This is a genomic window from Nostoc sp. TCL26-01 (genome assembly GCF_013393945.1).
Taxonomy (GTDB): domain Bacteria; phylum Cyanobacteriota; class Cyanobacteriia; order Cyanobacteriales; family Nostocaceae; genus Trichormus.
Genome location: NZ_CP040298.1, coordinates 72,250 through 92,459, shown reverse-complemented (window position 1 = coordinate 92,459; position 20,210 = coordinate 72,250). Strand labels below are relative to the sequence as shown.

The following is a 20,210-nucleotide window of genomic DNA, read 5'->3' as shown; positions in this document are numbered from 1 at the left end:
TTGATATTTGATTTTCAAGGTTCAGTAGACTTTAAGTGCCGAAATTAGCGTTACGCACTTAAAGAAATATGAACGTATTAATCATCATCTTCACGATCTAAAGAACAATCACAAGCAACATAAAGTGCTTCAATTGGAATTAAGTTTTCTCGTTCTGGAAATATTTGGACATACAAACTTCTAGTTAAATGTCCTTCATCATTACAAATGCTACACTTGATAGGTTCAGCGTAGAAATTATCCAGGGCATAACCGCAAGCTGGACAACCATTTGCTTTGGTAAATTCGTCTTTAATTGCTTCATGTTGGCAAAATGGACACAACATCTTTAAGATTTCCTCCTGACTAATGACTGATGACTGATGAATCTTAAGCCGTTACTACAGCCTTTTTGAACGCCCCTGCTTGTCTGAGTTTCGCCGCAGGTTCGGGGTGTGCGAAAAACTCTTCAACTGCTTTCGTTAGCCCAGCCGCTACTACAGGGTCATGACAAGCGTAGACATATATTTTTTGCTGAGTACCTTGAACTATCCGCGTTTCTTGGCGCTCGCCCAGTTGCGGGTAAAAAGTCCGCACCCAAGTCCCTAAATGCCCCCGGTAATGTGAGCCACTGGTGGGTACATTGCGACCTAGTTCACTCTCTGCGAAGTTCACCACACCAAGCCAGCGTTCTTCTGAAGGGGTCAGCAGCATTGCAATTCTCAATGCGCCTAATGCTGAGAAAACCCTGGCTTGGGATGTTTTAGATGGTAAACAGAGTGTCTGACGAGCATCGCGTAAGTCTTTGCCAGTAAGGGTTTTGGTTTCTAAGTCTCGAAATTCAGCCCCGTTAACTCGAAAGAGTTCTCTGACAGATGACTCAGTAACTACGAAGTATTCAGCGATTTGTGCAGTAGTCGCCCAACCAGCACCACCCCACACTGCAAAAATAATCGCTTTAGCTTTCGCTAGAATTTCTAAGGTATTGAGCCGAGATACGTGTAATTTTCGGCAAGATGGTCTGGAAACGTTTGATATATCTAGGTTTCAAAGATTTCAGAGGGTAAAGAAATCGCCACTTCCAAAGGTTGAGGAATATTACGTAAATTCACCACATAATCACCGTATCGCTTGATATGCCTATTCACGTAGGGACTCAACGCCGCAACATGACGCTGATGAATCACCTCTCCCTGTGCAGCTAGAGTCTGAATCGCCAAAGACATATCAACTGTATTTTGCAAAATCACAGCAGAAGCGACCAAATCGAGGTATTTCAACCGCTTTTCCTGCTCAATTGGGTCATTCTCTGTAATCGCCCCTTCCTTACCAAAAAAGACCCAATCCAAGAAAGCGTGGTACATCTCGACAATATTCGTGATGGCATTAATTTCAGAGCGCATCCTCATATTAGAAATGTACTCTAGCAGAAACATCGTCCGTACAACCTTCCCCAACTCCAGGAATGCTTGATAAAGTCGGTTCTTGCGACTGTAACTGCCCAACTTCCGCAACAAAGTAGAAGGCATCACCTTTCCTGCCTTAATCGACAGCACCACCCGCATCATGTCATACCAGTGAGTCTGAATCAGATTCCAATTGACCACACCCTTAAACAAAGGGTCGAGATACTTGTAGCTGACATCTTCACTTGGGCGCACAAAAGCATGATCCTTCCAGTTGCGAATGCGCGGCATCAACTTGATACCCAACAGGTAAGAAATGGCAAACACAGGCCCAGATTGCCCTTGGGTATCTGCGTGCAAAGTATCTGGTTGAATATCGGAGAGATTTTTCAATAACCCATCCAAAATATACACCGCTTCCCACACACCACAAGTAATGAAATGAGTAAACAAAGCAATGTACTTATCAGAGACATGGTGATAAGCAATACCACCATAACCACCGTAGCGGATGTGATACTCGCTGTGTAAATTATTCTCGTATATCTCAAACTTGCTTCCGTCAGCAGCAGCCTTCTTCCCTGTACCCCAACAAGACGGTAAACTAAAACGGTTGTACGTATTGATAATATCCCGAATTGCCGCTTCAATTTTGGCAGCACTAATATGGCGACGGTTTGTATAAGAAATCATGTGAGAAGTCACTGCACCTTGGGAATGACGAGCCATCTGATTTGGGCCAAGATTACAGCCATAGCTAAACGTAGTAAAAATATAACGTTCAGCAGGCTCAGATATTTTGGGTTCGCTTCCTGAAAACAGACCAAAATGCCTTGTCCAGTTCAACCAATGCTCAACATTACAAAGGATTTCTAAGATACTACGTTCCGGCATTAAAGCCCGAATTTTTGATTCTAATTCTTCCACTTCATGCGTTTGAGCTAGGGATGGAATTCTTTTAAGTACAGGTTCTCCATCTTTATTGATAGTGAATTGTTTATCAACCGCACAAATCTTATCTACAGCGTCAGCGACAATCGTTAATTTATCCTGTAGGTGTTTAACAAAATCATCCGGGTTAGCAGGAAATTCAAGTAAGCGACAGTATGACTCTATCAATGGTTCACATTCAGCATGACTCAATAATTGTTCGCGGAAATCGGCATAACTTTCTGAACCTACAACACAAGCATCTCCTGTTTTAAATTCAGTCGCCAGGTTTGAAAAGATGCAAATTTCTAACTGCTGACGAACCAAAACCTCAGTGCCATCAATTTCTTCTACAACTAGCGCACGCCAGTTACTACTAATAAAATCTAAATCAATCTCATTAGGTAAATACTTAGCACGTTTGTGTTCATGGTCTAACACGAACTTTAATGCTTTAATTACTGATTCATCAGCAGAAGTAGAGAGAATATCTAAAGAACGTACCAAACTAAAAAGTGCTTTCCGATTGGCAGAATAAAACCGCCACATCAACGGTAAATGGTTGTTGGTGTTATACGCCGCAATCTCATCCAACTTTTGCAGCAACAATTCTGTACCACCATGTTCATCCAAAATTGATTGCACCTGTTCTCCAAAAACAGCATTATCCTGAGTTTCTTTGGCTTTTGTCGATGCTTTTAATACTTGCCCCAAGGTAGCCAATAACTCTGATGTTTCAGTTAAATGTTTATCGCGTAATTCCTGCAATCGCTGTTTAGCATTATTTTGAATCTTGAGGATACGTTTAATGAACATATCGACAAGATAATCACGGGTTTTCACCTGTGCCTCGTACAATAGACATAACAGCAATGTCCGACGTTTGGGTAAATTGATATCTTGAAATTCTGAGATATCCAAAGCCCTAGCCTGGGACGCAAAATGTCTAACTTTAGTTCTGGCAATACTTTGCAGCAGTCGCTTGGCATCACCAAAGGTCATAAGAATATCAAACTTACTTTGTAGGAGTTTTATCCCACTAAGTTTGGCACTTTTCGGTGGCGATTTTAGTAAATTAAGAGTAGCATTTTCATCTACCTCATTATCTGTAACCACCAGTAATTGGTCTAAATAAATCTGCTCATTGATGGAAAGCCCCTCAGAACAAAGTGCAAACAAGCGATTATTGACCATTGAACGAATGTGGCGAATTAATCGGTCAAGGGTGCTAAATGCTGGTAACTCGTATCGTTCTTTAACTAATTCTTCAATGGCTACATTGATTAAATCAGCAGGATGGTCTTTTACCTCAGCAGCTTCTGCAACTAATGCGGCTATTAATCTTTGACCTGTTTTATCATACTGTTTGACTTTCAGGTAATCCCGAATCGCCTGAAGATAAGTGTAGCGTTGGCGTTCAGATGGGACTGCTTTTACCCAATCTTGTAACTTTAAACACGACCGTATATGACGGGTAACCGCAATCGGTACTAATTCGGGGTGGGGAAAATAACCAAGTCGTTGGAAGGATTTTAGCATGACCATAAAACTAAGAAATCCTTCGTGGCTCTTAGTTTTGGACTTTGCAAACTTGATTTCTGCGCTTTGTGGGGTATAAAGCTCTGCAAGCTCTTTCGGGCTGGGAAATTGTTTGAATTTAGGATATGCAGTCCGGTCAATTAAGGTCATTCAAGTGATATTTGCAACATACAAAATGCCCAAAATAACTAGATAACGGTTGATCCCTCACTGTTCAACCCCATAGTATTTTATATTCTTTGTGGTAAACAGCGATAATTGTCATCAAAATATGGTTGCTTACTATCTCGCTTGCTTTAATTTTTGAAGAGAATAGTTCCAGGAATATCAGTCTAATTTATCAACTTTAGTCAACAGATTGAAGGCAAGACGTGCAGCTTCTTCTGCTTTTTGTGATGTAACTTTTTGATAGCGTAAAGTTGTTTGGATACTTTCATGACCCATCAATGCACGCAGTTGTTCAATACTAATTATGCCTACGCGCTCTGTGGCAAATGTATGTCGTAAATCATGAATACGAACACCTTGAAGGAGTGAGTGTTTATTGGTAATTTCTCGCCAGTAATCATGCAGTGTTCGGTAGCTCATTCTACTGATTTTCATCGTCACTGGATGCTGTGCTGTAAATAAGGCGAGTGATTGTTTATGTCGGTCGTAATTTATATATTTATTTAGTGCTATCGCCGTAGCTTCGTTGTAGAAACACCACCTTTGTTTATTTCCTTTTCCCAATACTTGAAATTTCCAATTAAGGAGGTCTACCGATTCTAGATTTAGTGCCAAAAGCTCACCAATTCTACATCCTGTGTGATGTAATAAATGCACAATCGCGTTAAGGCGGGGGTCATCGGCTACAGCGTTATACAGTATTTCTAACTGTGATGGAGTTAAGAACCGTATAATTTCATCTGTGCGATGTTCACCTTTTTCTCGTGAAGGTGGACGCTGTTTGATTCCCCGAATGGGGTTGGATTTTATGTATCCTTGTTCTATGGCAAAGTTAAATAGGCTTTGTAGTATCGCTTGATGCTTGTTGTGAGTTGTATATTTTAAATGTGTCAGGGTATTTAAATACTCGACTAATGTTTGACGACTGATAATTTCAATTGGCCAACTTCCATACTCTTGCAGTAACAATCCCAAGGTCAGAGAATATGTCTCCTTGGTACTGAATGCCAACCCAGGACGTTCTAAAAATTCAACTACGACAGTGGCTAATGTTACTGTCTGTTTCACTTCAATTTGTGTGATTCTCTCAAGGTTTTTTCTGACTCAATCATATATCTTTTAGGCATGAAGCAAGACATCCTCTTATGGATACTTTAAAACTGCCTCGACCCCAAGAATCCCTGGCTGACTATATCAAGCGCATTAGAACATCTGTTGGGATGACTCAGTTTGAGTTGGCTATTGCTGCGGGAATTCATTCTCGGTCTATTGGGAAGATTGAACGAGGATTAACCACCAGACTCAATCATAAAACGCTGCGTGGTCTTGCTGGTGGCTTAGGCATTCCCCAGGAATATCTGGAAGCTGTTGAAAGGGGTGAATCCGTTAAGCCTGTCAGTGCAGTTAAGTTTTGCCCGCATTGCTGGACTCCTGGGGCGAATCCCGATCCTCTCTGGAGTCAAGTTAGGGCTAAGTTTTGTTATCTGTGCGGTATGCAGTTGCAGACGAGTTGCGCTCACTGTGGTGAGTTAGTTGTGTCTTTGAAGTATAAATTTTGTCCGATGTGCGGCAAGTCTTATAAACAGAAGAGTCAAAATCGCTGAAACATAGACACAGCAACTGTTTCCAGACCATCTTGCCGAAAATTACACGTATCTCGGCTCAATACCTTTGTGTTTTCTCTTACTTAATGGCTGAATTGAGGTCGGGGGATATTTGCGTAAAGGGAAGTGAGAATTACGCTGATCACCGAGAACAGTTGTTACCTTGGTCAGAATGTTTACCATTGATTGACCAGTATTGTGGAGATTTAGGTTTTGCTAATAATGCAGTTGATTTTGTTGAACAACTCAAGACTTTGTTAACTGATACGGCTTTTAAAGTAGATGCTGGTTATCCAGATAATCGTCAACTTGTGATTAATGATTTGGGTGAACCTGTATTAAAGAAGTCTGTACGTCATGACTTGAGTCCGTCAGCTAAGGCTTTACTAGAAGCTGTGGAAGAACGGTTCCCGGAACGTAATTTAATTGATATCCTGCGGAATGTTGATTATTGGACTAATTTTACACGCCATTTTGGGCCGATGAGTGGCAGCGACCCGAAATTGTCACGGGCGACGGAACGTTATTTGTTGACTAGTTTCACCTATGGTTGTAATTTGGGGCCGACTCAAGCGGCAAGACATATGCGGGGTATTGTTACAAGTAAGGAAATATCCTTTGTTAATCGCCGTCATGTGAGTGTGGATAAATTGAATGCCGCCCTTGTAGATATTATTAATCGCTACAATGTTTTAAAGCTTCCGAGCATTTGGGGTGATGGTACAACGGCGGCGGCGGATGGGACTAAGTACGAACTCTATGAGGAGAATCTGCTGTCTGAGTATCATATCCGTTATGGTGGCTACGGAGGAATTGCTTACCATCATGTTTCCGATACCTATGTGGCTTTGTTTAGCCATTTTATTTCCTGCGGAACTTGGGAGGCCGTTTACATTATTGAGGGTTTGTTGAAAAATCTTTCTGATATTCAGCCTCATACGATTCACGCAGATACTCAGGGACAATCAACGCCTGTATTTGCTCTGTCACATATGTTGGGGATTAAGTTAATGCCCCGGATTCGCAATTGGAAGGATTTAAATTTCTTTCGCCCTGATAATGATGCGGTTTACAAGCATATTGATTCTTTGTTCAAAGATGCGATTGATTGGGAGAAAATTCAAACCCATTGGCAAGATATTTTACAGGTTGTACTTTCGATTCAAACTGGCAAGATTTCCAGTGCGGTGTTGTTACGAAAGCTGGGAAATTATAGTCGTAAAAACAGGTTATACCAAGCTTTTCAGGAGTTAGGACGGGTAATCAGGACGGTATTTCTGTTGCAATATATTTCAGATATGAAGTTGCGACAACAGATTACTGCGGCAACAAATATTGTTGAGGCTTATAACGGTTTCTCAAAGTGGTTTTTCTTCGGTGGTTTTGGGGTTATTGCTAATAATGACCCAATCGAGCAGGAGAAGATTGTTAAATATAATGATTTGGTTGCTAATGCTGTTATCTTTCACAATGTTGTGGATTTGACTGACGTTTTGCGGAATTTGCTGAAGTCTGGTTATTTAATTACTCGTGAAGATGTAGCGGCGTTAAGTCCTTATATGACAAGTCATATCAAGCGTTTCGGCGACTACTTGATTGATATGGAGACTGTGCCAAATTTGTTGGATGATGATGGGCTTTTAGTTTTGGTTTAAAAAATTGCGAAGGTAGGTCTGGTAAGGGTTGTAGAGTTATTTTTTACAAAACTTTACAACGTGTCCCATTTTGCACGTATCCCGGCTGTACCCCTTTAAGGTTCAGCATCCTCTTCAGCCTCCACAGATTCGTAGAGGTCTTTTGGTTGACAATCGAGTAACTCACAGAGTTTGGCTACACGAACGAACATTTTGACTCCATCTCGGCTTTTTTCCCAATTGCGAACAGTAGAGACATCAAGCCCTAACGCTTCAGCAATTTGCCGTTGAGTCAATTGTTTTTCTTCTCTGAGTTTTGCAATCCTAGACACGAAAATTTCTCCCATGCGCTAATTCATAGCATTATTTTACCGTGCTTTTCTTCATGTGAAAAAGTTGACAGTGTGAAAAAGTTCACGCATAATAAGTATAGACAAAGCACCCCCGACTACCAATCTGAAGTGCTTTCTCTGTCCCTAATAATAAGGAATCTCCATTATGACTCACCCTCAATACTCCCATCAACACCTACAACTGAAATCCATAGCCCGACTCCAGCAAATCTACAGCGAAATCGGCTGCACAACCACAGTACGAGACAGACGATGCAAGGATAGCTGGATTAGCGCGATCGCTGACTACAAAGCCCAGCGTATCCACAGAATCGCCCCGGCTACCCTTGATGAACAAGCGACTGCCCAAGCCGAACTAGAGAATTTCATTGCTGACCAAGCCGAAGCTGTAGCTCCCGAAGAACTGACAACAGTAGAAATCAACCGCCACCACTTTGAGGTGTATGCAGGCAAACGACTCATCGCCTACATCACCTACGACCACGACGAGTTCGTTACCCAACCTTGGGTAGTCATGGTGAGTGGTATTGAGATTTTCCGCCACACGACTCTTCCAAGATGCCAACGCTACGTCCAATGGCACTTAAACAATTCGCAATTAAATTCCATACCTGAAAGTAGAGAGTTCGCATCTAGGATGAATCAATCACCTCATCATGTAGATAATTGCGAATTGTTCCAAAACGGTACACTCAACCCACTTACGCCTGCTGAAGTACCAGAAGTCCCCAAAATTTCCGAAATCTCCTTTTACGATCAAGAGGCGTTCGTTGATGGCGAACTGGTAGCCAGCATCAGCTACGACCACGGCAACTACCAGGATTTATACTGGCGTGTGCTGGTAAACAATGCTGAGATTTTCCGCGATACTACAGCTGCCCGATGCCACAGCTACGTCAAACAACAGTACCAGCAAGGAACTCTGCCAGTACAAGAGCCATTTGTAGAACCCTACACGACTGGTAACGAAATCATGGCACAGATTGCCCAGGAATGTGAAAAACACGGGTTGGAACTGCTAGACGATGGGATTTACCACAACAATAAAAGACTAGTGGAATTTGTCTACAAGAATGGCGTTTGCTGCTATGTACGAGCTTCTTTAGAATCCCAGCAAATAGTCCCTGAATTGCTGTCTGAGGATGTGTCTTGTGAGGAACTGCTAGACAAACCCTTTCACTTGTTGACGGCTGAGGAATGGGAACTGCTGCGGGAGTATCAGCCAACGTCAGACAGTCGAGAACTAGTCGTCGTGTAAAGGAATAGGTGGGTTTTTATAGCCCACCTCAATTTGACTGTTTATTGGCTTCAAGTATAAACATTTACTTTCTTGTTTTACAGAAAGCATCAATTAGTTCCACCTTTTCCTTCACCATTATTATGCAATCAACCATCAGCATACTCAAAGGCTGGGAATACCCCAGATTCACGTTAGGACAACGCACACAACAAGGGCTAATCATCGGTATCCAATACTATCCTGCTGATACTTTACTGGCACACGAGTATGGTACAGGCTGGCGTTATACGGTGATGACTGACAAGAACTCAGAAGAAGTCCGGTCTTACTTCGACGACCAACTTCAAACGCTTTCTGTGGAAGAACTTCAGGCACAGTTGCAAGCGGAACTTGAAGAGCATCAACAGCAAATTAAAGCACTTCAAGAACAATTAGCAGCAATCAGGGGAGAGTCAAACGATGGCTAAACAAAAGAAAGATGCCTCTGATTTAACTGCTGCAAATTTGTTGTATTCCTTACGCTGCCGAGGCGGTTCTGCACCATTGCATAGTATTGGTTTTTCTAGAGGGGTTATTCAGTCTTTGTTAGATAAAAACCTCGTGAAAGTTCAGAATACGGGCTGCGGTTTTCTGCTCCAAATTATCGACCAAACCTAATCAGCACAGGGAAAAGTTTTATGCCTGAAATCAACTTAATCGACTTAGTTAATGTCACTCAATACCTATTATCACAAATTGAGAAACATCCTGATTTTATCAAGCTGGAATACTACCCAGATTTAACCCTTAGTGACGCTGAAACTGCACTGTCTTATCTCAAAGATGAGCTAGAAACTAATCAACAGTTTGCTAATACAGCTAATGCTTGCGATTAGAAGAAACTCGCCCGAATTGCCTGTGATTAATTCGGGAGATCGCTAGTATTTGTGAATTTAACATCTTACTACAAAAAACTGTTTTTCGCACAATAAGGTAAAATATGATGACTGAAATCAAGCTAGGTCTTTGTAATCCTCCTGAACCTATTTATCTATACGTAAAGAATGGGGAATCAAGTGGTGAAACCTATCTCTGGTATCACTACAATATCGAACAAGATAAAACTATCCCCGTACAGCAAAGAGGATTAACTGGTTACTTATCAGAAGTACGAGTGACTGCTAAAGAATACAAAACTAAAGACACGACTAAGTTAGATATCGTTGTCTCTGCTGATGAAGTGTATATCATTAGAACTGGCATAGAAACCAATTTTGCTAAGACGTTTTTACTAGCGGCTTCACAAGTTTACGACTTTTCCAAGCCTCTAGTTATTGCTGCTACTAGCGGTGATGAAAATACAGTCTTTTGTCGGCTTTATGATGCAACGACTAAAGTTAGAGTTCGTAGCGAATGGAACCCGAATGCTGATTGGTTCTCAATCATTTCTGAACTTCAATCCCGTTTAAGTGGTTCATTTCCGTCTGTTCCACTCATGTCAGAACAACAAACACAACCCAAATCTGTAGCACATCCTCAAGATTTGCGCGTGAAATATATTCGTACTTTGTTGAATTATCCTCTGGATTTGGTCAAGGAGTATTTGCAGTTTCAAGAAGTTAGTAGCCCCAGTCAATTACCCATTAGTAAGATTGATTCTTTGGTAAAAACCATGTGTTTAGGATGGGCAGCAGAGAAATTTGATAATCCCGCTCATGTTGAAGATTTGTATCAACAGCAGGTAGTTGATGTAGTTGCTACTGGTGCTGATGAGTTAACGGCAATTAAGTCATGGATGCAGCAAGTACAAACATTAAAAACGTCTTAAACATTTAGTTGGGGCAATCTTATGAATTGTGTAATCTCTGCTCTCGAAAGAAACTGGTATATCTCCCCTCCTTGGAAACAACAAATGCCCTTACTTGAAGTTCATTTGTCCGAGAAGGTTTACGTTACTACCCATCACGCATTTGGTTACTGCTGTGGGGTTCATTTGCAGAATAACGAGTGGGTTTATGTGGTGAATTGCGAATGCTCTATCATCCACGTCACTAAACACCAGATTGTGGGTACTGGACGTGTACAGTCCACCTATCTCAAAAAACCTACATTCGTACTTGGCGATCGCGTTATGCTGCGTTGTCTTCCTCACGGAACAAAGCAACGGCTCATTGTGGGGATTCAGCTTGTGAATAATTCTTGGTGTTACGCCGTAGAAATGATGTCACCCACCTTGTCCCAAACTTTGAATACACCCAATCGCTTTGCGTTAGTTAAGGAACAAGATTTAATTCGTGTTCTGTTGTGAGTCTGTAGACTGTCTGGCTTTTTACAGGAGCAATTATGACTTTACCCCTAAATCAGTCTGTACTGTTAGAGTCGAAAACACTGAGAACGTCAGCCATCACCAATTTCTCTGATGACAGAGCCTTAGAAATTCTAGCGAAAGCTAAAGCGATTATTTTTGCAGTGTGGGGTGGTGCTGGTTGGGCGACTACTGCACAAATCGCTGAATACTTCGTAGTTACTGAGTCATCTGTCAGAGAACTCTTTCGAGTTAACGGGGCTGAATTTCGAGACTTAGAAACCAAAACCCTTACTGGCAAAGACTTACGCGATGCTCGTCAGACACTCTGTTTACCATCTAAAACATCCCAAGCCAGGGTTTTCTCAGCATTAGGCGCATTGAGAATTGCAATGCTGCTGACCCCTTCAGAAGAACGCTGGCTTGGTGTGGTGAACTTCGCAGAGAGTGAACTAGGTCGCAATGTACCCACCAGTGGCTCACATTACCGGGGGCATTTAGGGACTTGGGTGCGGACTTTTTACCCGCAACTGGGCGAGCGCCAAGAAACGCGGATAGTTCAAGGTACTCAGCAAAAAATATATGTCTACGCTTGTCATGACCCTGTAGTAGCGGCTGGGCTAACGAAAGCAGTTGAAGAGTTTTTCGCACACCCCGAACCTGCGGCGAAACTCAGACAAGCAGGGGCGTTCAAAAAGGCTGTAGTAACGGCTTAAGATTCATCAGTCATCAGTCATTAGTCAGGAGGAAATCTTAAAGATGTTGTGTCCATTTTGCCAACATGAAGCAATTAAAGACGAATTTACCAAAGCAAATGGTTGTCCAGCTTGCGGTTATGCCCTGGATAATTTCTACGCTGAACCTATCAAGTGTAGCATTTGTAATGATGAAGGACATTTAACTAGAAGTTTGTATGTCCAAATATTTCCAGAACGAGAAAACTTAATTCCAATTGAAGCACTTTATGTTGCTTGTGATTGTTCTTTAGATCGTGAAGATGATGATTAATACGTTCATATTTCTTTAAGTGCGTAACGCTAATTTCGGCACTTAAAGTCTACTGAACCTTGAAAATCAAATATCAAACAATGCTAATTTTCTGGAGGATTTTCAGTTGTTTGCTGATACAAGGAACGCAATTCATTTAAGTTACTTGCTGTTTCTAGTCCTTTAAGAACCGCCCTTAATTGCTCGACATCTTCAATCCTTGAAATTTCTGGTAATAGGCTTAAACCTTCAGTACCAAATTTCAGTTTCAAACCAACTTCAATCCCTTCTAACAAAGATTCCATACGGGCAATTCGCTCAAATGATGTCACGTACTGCATACGTTGTCCTGCCTCTAATTGTTGAACTTCTCTTTTAAACTCTATTTCTAAATTCAATGGTAACGTCAGCATCCAATCAATAAAAGCCAACAGGTTAATAACAGCCTCACGCTCAAACCCCTGCTCATATAGCCGACGCACCAAAACCAGTTTCTGCTGCTTGCGTTGTGACCTGTTGCTACGGGTTTGCACTGCTGCCAAATGAGCTAATACAACCGTAGCAAATGGATTGCGACTGGCTTCTAACTCCGGCAACCTTTGCTGATAGTCTAACAGCTTGATTACAGGAAACTGAAAATCAACCGTACAGCCAAACAACTCGTAACCAAACTGATTTGGTCGCCAGTCAATGTTGTCATCCCCAAGCACTGCCAAGGAAGCAACAGAGCGATCATAACGGTCAAAAATTCGATAGTTGTATACAAACATCCGTTTGGGGAAATCGTCTTCTTCTTGGCTTTGAACTTCAACATGGATCAACAACCAAGATTCTTCACCCCCCAATGCGATAAATTTTTACCAATTTGTCAACCAGTCGTTTTCCTAACTCGGCATCACGGACTACCTGTTGCAACTCCTGGTCTAGAAACTCAACGCCCCGATTCCAATCAATTTCAGCATGAGCTTGGGGAAAGAAGAATTGCATGAAGTCTTGAAAATACAGTTGCAACATCTGTTTCCACGGAGAATCATATTCAGTTTGAGGTGTTTTATTTGCCATAAAAAAAAGCCAAAACTTACTTTTATTGAGCGACTTAGATGTATCCGAGATTATGAAATTTTAAGGAGGAGTATATGGGATTTCGTAATGGTAAACCATCCAAACAGTTCACAGCAATTCCTAACAGTTTAATTCGTGATAACAACCTTACTGATTCAACATTTAGGTTAATTTGTTGGGTAGCTTCTCACGACGAAAACTTTGATATTAGCTTTACAGTAATCGAAAAACATTTGGGTTACAAACGAGACAAAATCCGTAATGCTATCAAAAATGCTGAACAAAATGACTATTTAGTCAGAGTCCAAGAGCATAACCCAAACAATGGTAAGTTTGACTGGCAATATTACATTTTTACCAACAAAGACGACACAAAGTTGTTTCGAGAAAATCATTCATCCATAAGTGGGTCGTCCAAAGGTGGCTCGTCTGTCGGTGGTTCACCCATAGGTGGGTTGTCCAACGATGGCTTACCCACTAAATGGATTCTCCAACGGTGGGTTATCCAACGTTGGAGCATCCACCCCCTCATATAGAAAAACAATTAGAAGAAAAACAATTAGAAGAAAAACACATACAAAAAGCGCCCCCTAAACCCGGCGCACCCCCCACCCAAGAATGTGTGTGTGAAGAAAAATCTGAATTAACTTCACCACAAAACCAAGATCAACCCACCCCTAAATCTCTCACCTCGTTGTTCACAAAACCAGAATCTTTGCCTCAAATCCTAGACCAACCCAACCCCAAATCTCTCTCTACGTTGTTCACAAAACCAGAATCTTCGTCTCAAACCGAAAATCTCTCAAGTAGACTTTCTATTGCGGCGGGGTCGTTCGCTAAAAACGAACTATCGAATAAAGACCCTTATAAATCAGCCCAGAATGTAAAAGAACTCATTGAGGCTTGGATTACTGACCCGACTACTTTCGCCTCGGATTGTGTACCAGTGGTTGTCCGGGAAAAAATTAAGTGGAGTCGATGGGTGTTACCTTGGCGTTCAAGAGAACGGAAGTTACACCCTCTCTACCAGAATTTCAACCCGATAGTTGTGGATTTGGTGGCTGTGGAATTAGCCAGCAGTGCCTCATGCACAAAAGACGAAAAAATCACCCATGCAGTCTCCGTGATGAATACTTGGGAGAAAACCAAAGGTGGCTGGACTAACTTGATGCAGCGTTATCAACAAGCTCTAAATCAACAACAACGCCACACCCCACCAACTACTCCAAATCCAACTGCCAAAGCAAACATTTCTTTAGCGCAGGCCATAGCCCAAGACGAACAACGTCACCAACAAGAGCTATCCAGCCAAAGCAATTCTGCTTTACCTCAGCACACCAGCGAAACTCTCAGCATCAAAGAAAAACTTTTTCAAAGAGCGAATTCTCAAAAAACCCGTACTTCTTCAACACTATCCGCATCTGCCTTGTTAGAAGTTGAAGCTCAACTAAAACAAGCACTTGGAGCGTAATTATGAACTTTAACCACGATAACGTCATTTCATTTTCGGTTCCCAAAGAAGTGGATTGTTTACCGCCACAGAGCATTGAGGCTGAGGAATCCATACTCGGCGGCATCATGCTTGACCCACAAGCCTTCGACCGAATCAGCCATATCCTTGTCCCGGAAGCATTCTACCTCAGCGCCCACACAACTATCTACCAAGCATTTACTCAGCTTGCCGCTACTGGTCAACCTACCGATTTACTTTGCTTGACCAACTGGCTCAAGGATCATAGTCTTCTAGAGCGCATTGGCGGACGAAACAAATTAGCAACTCTATTTGACCGCACTGTTTCTGCCGTCAACATCGATGTTCTGGCTGATTTGGTCATGCAAAAATACCGCCGAAGACAGCTCATCAAAATCGGCAATGAACTTGTGCAGTTGGGTTACGAAACCCAAACCGACTTAGGACAAATCTTCTCACAAGCTGAACAAAAAGTTTTCAGCGTCACCCAGAATTCCTCTGATGAACAATGCAAGGTTCACAAGGCTGCTGACATGGCCATCGAACTCTACCAAAAACTGGAGGCAGGACAAATGCAAGGCGAAAAATTTGGTTGGTATGACTTGGAAGCAATCACGGGCGGTCTTTACCCCAGTAGTCTGGTGGTTGTGGCGGCTGAGTCTCACATGGGCAAAACCCATTTCATGATTTCCACTGCTTACGAAATCATGACTAAGCTCGGTAAGGGTGTTCTTTATGTCACTCCCGAAATGGATCGAGGTCAAGTCAATGCCCGAATGTTGGCGAGGATTACAGGTGTTGATTCTGCTCATATCCAAGCCCAAACACAATCCTACTGGCAGCAAGTTGCACAAGGCGTTAGTCAACTAGCCGAAATGCCTTGGCAGATTTTTGAGCATTCTTCCCCAACTCCCACTATGATTGCTTCTGCTGTTCGTCGCTCTATTGCTGAAGCGGGTGGTTCTCTGGGTGCTGTGTTTGTTGATTATCTACAGCAAATTCCTTTGGAGTCTAGTGGAAACATGGCCCATGAAGTCGGCAAGATTACTCGCCAGATTCGCGCTGTAGCTAAAGAACACAAAATCCCCGTTTTCTTGGGATGTCAAATCAACCGGGGGAACCAAACTACTGCTGATAAACGCCCCAATCGCCATTTACTCCGCAACTCTGGGGAAATTTTCGAGGTTTGCGACCAGTTAATTATGCTTTACCGCGATTCTGTGTATACAAAAGACCCTAGTGACCAAACTATCGAGTTGATTGTTGAGAAAAATCGGCTTTACGGCAAACTCGGCACTGCAACCATGCTCTGTGATTTCTCTACTTCTCGGTTTTTGAACTTAGCGAGGTGAATTGGCTTAGTTCGGTGTGCTACTTCCTCCATTGCGATCTCGAAGATACTCCCAAATCCGCCGAATTTCCATTTGGAACAATTCACGATCTCGCTCGGCATCTCTTTGAGCCTCACGTAGCCCTTGCTGATGCAGACGAGCAATTTCAGCCAGTTCCCTAATAGTACGCTCTAGTCGGGCAATTGTTTGGGAATTACCTCTCGTTTCTCGTCTATTCGCATTTTGCACAGTACATAGTAAATCCAATTCATCGCCTATTTCTTCTAGGCGAGTGTCAATATTCTCAAACCTTAGCCCAATATCTTCTGGCTGTCCTGCGTTTGTCATGTCTCCTCCTATTTATCTATTGTGGCTCAAACCAACACATCTGTATGAACGCAACCTACCAACAACTTCTCCACAAATGGGCTACTCTCGCCCCTGACCAGTGCTTGACCACAAACCGCGATTACAACTTCAAGGTCAAAATCCTACCCACAGTCGAAAAGCGTAATTCTTCTGAAGCTTGGCGCTTGATTAGTTCCGAAAACATAGCGTGGCGTTTGGACAGTGGTGAAGGTCTGGTTTTTTCACAGCTAAATTTCCTGCTACTAACTGTGATGCACTATTGCGCTGTTCGTCACTCCAGCATTCAGTTTGCTTTTGATGAGCTGGGAGTAAGTGCCACTATCTGCCACGGGTTAAAGTCACAAGCACATCCTCATCCGGCAATAGCGGCATTAGACGCATATATACAATTACTGGAGTTTTAGAGGCTGTTTTATAAAATTAGTTCTCTTTTATTCTCCGTATTTTCTGACAGTTAAATCTTGTATTCAATTATTAGAGTTTTGCTACCCATGTTATCTATATTTTTAAATAGATTGAACTCCAAAAAGCATACTTATATAATTGATTTAATTGCAAGTGAGTTGTAAAATATTGTTATTAATTCAAGACGTTTTACTTCAGAGATTTTCTTTGTCAGAAAATATTCCACATTCATAACAAAATAGTTTGGTTATTAAAAAGTAACTTTATGAATGTAAATCTAAGAAGCATTCGTTCTTTCCCTGCCACAGGTAAAAATCAAGCAGGAGCAAGTAATTCAAAAAGTAAGAAATATGATTTTAAATCTCCTACTGGCGAAATTTTCAGGGGTAGGGGAGTTCGGGACTTTGCTCAAAAATATGGTTTGAATGAAGAATGTCTTTACCTCGTATTAAGCGGCAAAGCCATTGCTCACAAAGGGTGGACAAAAGCTCAAGGCGGCAGAAAGAAAAAAATATATATATATCATTTCTTAGACCCAAATGGTAATTACCATAAAACTTCTCAATTAGGAGATTTTGCTAGAACAAATGGATTAGATAGGAAATCGTTTCATGCTTTAACTACTGGTGTTTTGATTACATACAAGGGGTGGAAAGCTTGTAATGCTAATCAGAATCTTATTTCTACTCCTGTTAAAAGAGGCAAATCTTTTATTCTGCTTTCTCCCGATGGTCAGATTATTAAAGGTTTTAATATTTCTGAATTTGCTAGAGTGCGGGGGTTAATTCCTGGTTGTTTGATTAATCTTCTGCGTGGAGCTAGAAAAACTTATAAAGGATGGAGTGTACCAGATGATGTTGACCTAAATCACCATCAGGATGAGGACGAATTACCAACAATTGACCAGTCAATACAATTAACTATTTCTTTTGAGATTTCACCGGAAATAAAACCAAGCAAACTTCCAAAAACAAAGGAGAAGTACACCAGAACTTGTGACAAGAAAGTGATTGATTCTCCAGTACAACTTTCGCTATTTTGATAAATCAGTGATTGCAATGTCATTTGTGACACCCAAAAAATTCTTAGAGGACAACTTTAAACGTTTATCCCTTCGTAACCAAGGATGCCTCTATCAGTACACCGAAACTAAAAAACTACAGGACGGCTCAACAGCATTGTATCCCCGTGTCATTGGTGAACGTGAGCCAAAACCACCTTTCACCAAACCCGTACTACCACCCAACGCACCAACAGCTGTAGTATTATTCGCTGGGGGCGGCGGGATTGAAGGGGGCATGGTTCAAGCGGGTATTCGTCCGGTTATTGCTGTAGAGCATGACCCCACCAAACCAAAGCTCAGTCAGGCCATCGCTCACACTCACCACCACAATTTTCATGAGTATGGTTGCAAAGTCATTCAGCAAACAGTACAAGAATTAGCACGGACTGGTTTCATCGGATTTCCCCAAAACCCTGACTATCTCCATGCCTCTCCGGTGTGTGCCAACTTTTCTGTTGCCCATACTGCCAAAGCCGGGATTGCTTTTGAAACAGATGATGACCTCAGCGCGGCCCAAGCAGTAGCAGCAGCTCTACGAAAGTTGCGTCCACAGGTCTTCACTCTCGAAAATGTCCCACGATATCAAGATAGTCAAAGTTTCGCCATTATCCTGAACGCGCTGGAATTACTGGGTTATAAGCTTAACTACAGTGTGGTGAACATGGCTGATTACGCATTGCCCCAGGCGCGGAAACGTCTAGTCCTTGTGGCCTGTCAGGATGTAGCACTCACACTGCCACCTACCAGGGGTCAAGTTGGATGGCACTCTGCGATCGCTCACCTCATCCCCAGCATGAGAGATTCCCAACTACTGCCCAAGCAACAACAAGCCGTAGAGCAATTTTTAGCAGCTAATAAACCAACACCACTTCTGATTGAACGGGTTGGGAGACGCAAGTTACCTAAGTGCAAGGCAGGGAAGGAGCCAGCTAACACCATACTGCGATCGCATTTCACCGACCACAAAGGCTGCAACCGCAACAAATTCGCTGATATCTGGTTGCCCGATGGTGCTGTCAAATCTTTGTCTATCCAAGCAGCAGCCATTTTACAAGGTTTTCCATCTTGGTATGAGTTCCCACCACAAACTGGTACGGCTGGCTCAATCATCGGCTACTCTGTTCCACCCAGTTTTGCAACTCAGTTATTCGCACATATACAAAAACAACTGGAGCTTTCTTATGACTAACTCAATCACCACGCTAGAATCCTGCTGGTACATCTCACCACCCTGGGGTCAACAAATCCCGCCGATGGTCATCAGTCTGCTGGAGAGAGTTTATCTGCCTGGTAGAAAAGTATTCGGCTATTGCTGCGGGGTCGAGTGGTCTGATGGTTGGGAATACTCTATCGCTCTTGATCACGATATTGTCTCAGTGCGAGGAATGGAAATCATCACCTCTGGACGACTGCAAGCTGTTTCCGTGGAAAAACCTGTGTTCATGGTGGGCGAATTGGTCAAATTCCAGTTCGCTGGAGATGGCCCGAAGATTCGTACCGTCCTGGGGCTACAGTTGATCAACGGCGCTTGGTTCTATCAAATCGAGTGGAAGTCCCCATATTTGATCGTTCCAGAGGATGCACCGATTTGTATCCTGCCTCAATCCTCCAGCAACCCCAAGCTGAACAGCCGCCTTGCTTGGGTTACTGATTATGATTTGGTGGGGGTATAATATGACAGTTTATACTTCGTACTACGCAGGTGAAGTTAAGGGGGAAGCTGTCTCTATTTCACTCTACCCGCCTCCAAACTGGAAAGGCAAGCATCTTCCTCTGTTCGCACCCACTCCTGAATTGCTCTCTTGGTGGAAGTCTTCAGCTAAAGATGCGATCAGCTACGCTGGGCGGAACGCCATCGCACAAGAACAATACAAGCAAAAATTCCGCGAAATCCTAGACTCTCGGCTTACTCTGATTCAGTTATGGGTAGGCAAGCAAAAAGATAACCCGGAGGATACAACGCTGTGCTGTTTTGAGAAGACTGGGGATTTCTGCCATCGTCATCAGATTAGTGAGGAAGTAGTACAAAAATACCTACCAGAGCTTTGGGGTGGAGAAATTGGTATTTCTCGCCCACAGCTAACTCTTGTTCAAGGAGGGAAAACCACTTATCCAACTCAGGTATTGTCGCTAATCGAAAAGTGCCACTCGTCTGGTTATCCCGTGGTGTGTTATCGCCTCTCTTGCGGCTACTATCAAGTGTCTCTGCACTCTGAGGATTTAGGAGTCTGGTCGGAGTTGGGGGTGCTGGGGGTTCTGTCGGGGTTACAGCATGAGTTCTATCGGGAGCGACTGCTGCGATCGTTAGCTGCATCTGTGTCAGGCTGACGGTGAACTATTTGGAGGGGCTAAATACAAAGATAATAAAATGGTAAACAAGTTTCC

At 42.6% G+C, this 20,210-nt stretch carries 23 protein-coding genes and 2 pseudogenes; 18 read left to right on the top strand and 7 right to left on the bottom strand.

Annotated features, from left to right (window positions below; all coding sequences use genetic code 11):
• Window positions 1–77: 77 nt before the first annotated feature.
• The 4 genes from FD725_RS29665 to FD725_RS29650 all read right to left on the bottom strand — a co-directional run bounded on the left by FD725_RS29665 (window position 78) and on the right by FD725_RS29650 (window position 5,090).
• Window positions 78–326 carry a hypothetical protein gene (locus FD725_RS29665; protein ID WP_179051793.1) on the bottom strand — a complete coding sequence of 83 codons (249 nt, stop codon included), beginning with the start codon at window positions 324–326 and terminating at the stop codon, window positions 78–80.
• 43 nt (window positions 327–369) lie between these two features.
• On the bottom strand, window positions 370–921 hold the full coding sequence (locus FD725_RS29660; RefSeq protein ID WP_179051753.1) for a hypothetical protein: 552 nt from the start codon (window positions 919–921) through the stop codon (window positions 370–372).
• A 98-nt stretch (window positions 922–1,019) separates the two neighbouring features.
• Window positions 1,020–4,004 carry a Tn3 family transposase gene (locus FD725_RS29655; RefSeq protein ID WP_179051801.1) on the bottom strand — a complete coding sequence of 995 codons (2,985 nt, stop codon included), beginning with the start codon at window positions 4,002–4,004 and terminating at the stop codon, window positions 1,020–1,022.
• Between the two features lie 177 nt (window positions 4,005–4,181).
• Complete coding sequence (locus FD725_RS29650) at window positions 4,182–5,090, bottom strand: tyrosine-type recombinase/integrase (RefSeq protein WP_179050676.1); 909 nt, start codon at window positions 5,088–5,090, stop codon at window positions 4,182–4,184.
• A gap of 77 nt (window positions 5,091–5,167) precedes the next feature.
• On the opposite strand from FD725_RS29650, the gene FD725_RS29645 reads away from it, so the two are divergent.
• Complete coding sequence (locus tag FD725_RS29645; protein ID WP_179049402.1) at window positions 5,168–5,626, top strand: zinc ribbon domain-containing protein; 459 nt, start codon at window positions 5,168–5,170, stop codon at window positions 5,624–5,626.
• A 65-nt stretch (window positions 5,627–5,691) separates the two neighbouring features.
• Window positions 5,692–7,281, top strand: a pseudogene (locus FD725_RS29640) (Tn3 family transposase); the annotation flags it as partial.
• A gap of 95 nt (window positions 7,282–7,376) precedes the next feature.
• On the opposite strand, the gene FD725_RS29635 reads toward FD725_RS29640, so the two are convergent.
• Window positions 7,377–7,592: a helix-turn-helix domain-containing protein gene (locus FD725_RS29635; RefSeq protein WP_256872015.1), complete on the bottom strand. Its 216-nt coding sequence runs from the start codon at window positions 7,590–7,592 to the stop codon at window positions 7,377–7,379.
• A gap of 166 nt (window positions 7,593–7,758) precedes the next feature.
• On the opposite strand from FD725_RS29635, the gene FD725_RS29630 reads away from it, so the two are divergent.
• From FD725_RS29630 to FD725_RS29595, 8 genes are all read left to right on the top strand, one after another.
• Window positions 7,759–8,871 (top strand): hypothetical protein, encoded by a 1,113-nt coding sequence (locus FD725_RS29630; RefSeq protein WP_179051799.1) that lies wholly within the window; start codon window positions 7,759–7,761, stop codon window positions 8,869–8,871.
• 122 nt (window positions 8,872–8,993) lie between these two features.
• Window positions 8,994–9,320, top strand: a complete 327-nt coding sequence (locus tag FD725_RS29625) for a hypothetical protein (protein WP_179051798.1) — start codon at window positions 8,994–8,996, stop codon at window positions 9,318–9,320.
• The gene (locus FD725_RS29620; protein ID WP_179051797.1) at window positions 9,313–9,510 is read left to right on the top strand and encodes a hypothetical protein; all 198 of its coding nucleotides are present in this window, start codon (window positions 9,313–9,315) and stop codon (window positions 9,508–9,510) included. The genes FD725_RS29625 and FD725_RS29620 overlap by 8 nt, the downstream gene beginning before the upstream one ends.
• A 20-nt stretch (window positions 9,511–9,530) precedes the next feature.
• Window positions 9,531–9,728: a hypothetical protein gene (locus tag FD725_RS29615; RefSeq protein WP_179051796.1), complete on the top strand. Its 198-nt coding sequence runs from the start codon at window positions 9,531–9,533 to the stop codon at window positions 9,726–9,728.
• A gap of 104 nt (window positions 9,729–9,832) precedes the next feature.
• Complete coding sequence (locus FD725_RS29610) at window positions 9,833–10,660, top strand: hypothetical protein (protein WP_179051795.1); 828 nt, start codon at window positions 9,833–9,835, stop codon at window positions 10,658–10,660.
• A gap of 21 nt (window positions 10,661–10,681) precedes the next feature.
• Window positions 10,682–11,140: a DUF1392 family protein gene (locus tag FD725_RS29605; protein WP_179051794.1), complete on the top strand. Its 459-nt coding sequence runs from the start codon at window positions 10,682–10,684 to the stop codon at window positions 11,138–11,140.
• 35 nt (window positions 11,141–11,175) lie between these two features.
• Window positions 11,176–11,853 (top strand): hypothetical protein, encoded by a 678-nt coding sequence (locus tag FD725_RS29600; protein WP_256872014.1) that lies wholly within the window; start codon window positions 11,176–11,178, stop codon window positions 11,851–11,853.
• Between the two features lie 43 nt (window positions 11,854–11,896).
• The gene (locus FD725_RS29595; RefSeq protein WP_179051793.1) at window positions 11,897–12,145 is read left to right on the top strand and encodes a hypothetical protein; all 249 of its coding nucleotides are present in this window, start codon (window positions 11,897–11,899) and stop codon (window positions 12,143–12,145) included.
• Window positions 12,146–12,228: 83 nt separating this feature from the next.
• On the opposite strand, the pseudogene FD725_RS29590 reads toward FD725_RS29595, so the two are convergent.
• Window positions 12,229–13,186: pseudogene (locus tag FD725_RS29590) on the bottom strand (cytosolic protein).
• Between the two features lie 74 nt (window positions 13,187–13,260).
• Here FD725_RS29590 and FD725_RS29585 point away from each other — a divergent pair.
• The 3 genes from FD725_RS29585 to FD725_RS29575 are packed head-to-tail and all read left to right on the top strand — an operon-like array spanning window position 13,261 to window position 16,009.
• Window positions 13,261–13,722: a helix-turn-helix domain-containing protein gene (locus FD725_RS29585; RefSeq protein ID WP_179051792.1), complete on the top strand. Its 462-nt coding sequence runs from the start codon at window positions 13,261–13,263 to the stop codon at window positions 13,720–13,722.
• Entirely contained in the window at window positions 13,668–14,657 is a 990-nt protein-coding gene (locus FD725_RS29580) for a hypothetical protein (protein WP_179051791.1), read from the top strand. The genes FD725_RS29585 and FD725_RS29580 overlap by 55 nt, the downstream gene beginning before the upstream one ends.
• A gap of 2 nt (window positions 14,658–14,659) precedes the next feature.
• Window positions 14,660–16,009: a DnaB-like helicase C-terminal domain-containing protein gene (locus tag FD725_RS29575; RefSeq protein ID WP_179051790.1), complete on the top strand. Its 1,350-nt coding sequence runs from the start codon at window positions 14,660–14,662 to the stop codon at window positions 16,007–16,009.
• Between the two features lie 6 nt (window positions 16,010–16,015).
• On the opposite strand, the gene FD725_RS29570 is transcribed toward FD725_RS29575, so the two are convergent.
• The gene (locus FD725_RS29570) at window positions 16,016–16,336 is read right to left on the bottom strand and encodes a hypothetical protein (RefSeq protein WP_179051789.1); all 321 of its coding nucleotides are present in this window, start codon (window positions 16,334–16,336) and stop codon (window positions 16,016–16,018) included.
• 44 nt (window positions 16,337–16,380) lie between these two features.
• Here FD725_RS29570 and FD725_RS29565 point away from each other — a divergent pair, with 44 nt between their 5' ends.
• The 5 genes from FD725_RS29565 to FD725_RS29545 all read left to right on the top strand — a co-directional run bounded on the left by FD725_RS29565 (window position 16,381) and on the right by FD725_RS29545 (window position 20,153).
• The gene (locus FD725_RS29565) at window positions 16,381–16,761 is read left to right on the top strand and encodes a hypothetical protein (protein ID WP_179051788.1); all 381 of its coding nucleotides are present in this window, start codon (window positions 16,381–16,383) and stop codon (window positions 16,759–16,761) included.
• A gap of 266 nt (window positions 16,762–17,027) precedes the next feature.
• Window positions 17,028–17,804: a hypothetical protein gene (locus FD725_RS29560; RefSeq protein ID WP_179051787.1), complete on the top strand. Its 777-nt coding sequence runs from the start codon at window positions 17,028–17,030 to the stop codon at window positions 17,802–17,804.
• Between the two features lie 16 nt (window positions 17,805–17,820).
• Window positions 17,821–19,014, top strand: a complete 1,194-nt coding sequence (locus tag FD725_RS29555) for a DNA cytosine methyltransferase (protein ID WP_179051786.1) — start codon at window positions 17,821–17,823, stop codon at window positions 19,012–19,014.
• Window positions 19,007–19,498: a DUF1392 family protein gene (locus tag FD725_RS29550; RefSeq protein ID WP_179051785.1), complete on the top strand. Its 492-nt coding sequence runs from the start codon at window positions 19,007–19,009 to the stop codon at window positions 19,496–19,498. Before FD725_RS29555 ends, FD725_RS29550 begins: the two co-directional genes overlap by 8 nt.
• A 1-nt stretch (window position 19,499) precedes the next feature.
• The gene (locus FD725_RS29545; RefSeq protein WP_256872013.1) at window positions 19,500–20,153 is read left to right on the top strand and encodes a hypothetical protein; all 654 of its coding nucleotides are present in this window, start codon (window positions 19,500–19,502) and stop codon (window positions 20,151–20,153) included.
• The last annotated feature ends 57 nt before the right edge of the window (window positions 20,154–20,210 follow it).